General features: G+C 40.7%; 1 protein-coding gene. It reads right to left on the bottom strand.

Annotated features, from left to right (window positions below):
* Nucleotides 1–1,473: hypothetical protein (locus BJI48_RS09510; protein WP_180763111.1), on the bottom strand; the 1,473-nt coding region annotated here is incomplete at both ends.

Here is a 1,473-nt window from a genome sequence, read left to right as displayed (position 1 = left end):
TTGGTTGGTGATGTTGCCATCTTGGAGAGCGCCAGAATTGAGGGTGAGGGTGGTAGAAGCACCTTGATCAAGGGATTGGATAGCAGAGTTGGTATCACCATTATTATACGCCCCCGTATCGCCTTTGATAGCCCCATTTGCATAAACAATTTGTTTGATTTCACCCGTATGGGTTGCGCCATTGCTGAGGGTATAAGTTGCTGTAACTTTATTATTCTTTTTAGTTGTAACAACTTGCCACAATCCATTAGAAGTAGCACCATTAGACATAATAACGTTTGTTGTGCCTGTGCCAATACGATTTGTTTGAGATGCATAAATATATGCTGTGGTAATATCCCCATTTTGCCTAGCCCCACTATTTCCATCAACTTCACTACCATCAAGATTCATCGTGAATGTGCCTGCACGATTGAAGATATCGCCGTTATAAGTTCCGCCTGACTTGATGTTAAGGTTGCTAACGATTAAATTAAGATATTGCTGTCCCCAGACTGAACCACTAGCACCAAAACCACCCAAAAAGCCTTGTTTCCAATCTGATGTGAGGCTCGCGCCACTTTCGACATTGATAGTGGTGGTGGTATTTGCATTTATACCATTAACCCCTATAGCAATGCCATAGGCATTATCTGCCTTACTATAATTTACATTAGAATTAAAAGCTTGACCTTTTAAAGTTGTTTGTGCCCCATTTTTAAAGGTAATATTAAGATTAGTTCTAGTCGTATTTCTAATAAAGCCATCATTGCTCATCCCTGCATTCGCACCACTAAAGGTGATTTTATTATTAGCTACGTTATTAGTATTACCACCAGGACCTGTTGCCCCAACAATACTGCCCTCTAACTTGGAATTATTGAATACAATATTAGTGGTATTGTTATTTGCCCCTAGATTCAAATTCCCTTTCATATTGGCGCCATTATTGAAATTCACATCATATTTGCCCCCATCAAAATAGATAGTCCCTACAAACGCATAGCCAGCATCTGCGCCTGCGTCTTCTCCTGTGTAGCTACCATTGAACGTGAGGGTGGAAGCGGTGGAGCTAGTGGATTGGAAGAGTAAAGGCATATTACTAGGGATTCTTAGCAAGGAATCTTTGAAATCAACGTTGAAATTGGTATTACCATAAAGTTTGGTCCAACCGCCTGCAGATACATTGGAATTTGTCCCCGTGCCTCCATTATCAGTAATATCTAAAAACTGCTTATTTGCTGTGAGATTAACACTATTACCATCACCGATATTAATGCGAGGATAAGTGCCAGTAACCGTTGGTTTGACTTCCCAATGATTATCTTTTTTTTCAATACTAAATGGTCTAGTTGTGCCAGTGGTTGTGCCAGTGAGGCAAGCTTCTGTGCCATCTGTAGAACAAGTAGTATCACCACCTAGAGAAATATCCGCCCCATATACCAAAGCACTCCCCATCAAAGAAGCCAAGATGATGGAGAAAAGGGGTTTGAA

Source organism: Helicobacter sp. 11S02596-1 (assembly GCF_002272825.1).
GTDB lineage: Bacteria > Campylobacterota > Campylobacteria > Campylobacterales > Helicobacteraceae > Helicobacter_J.
The sequence above is the reverse complement of the archived record's forward strand: the minus strand, read 5'-3'. Positions and strand labels throughout refer to the sequence as shown.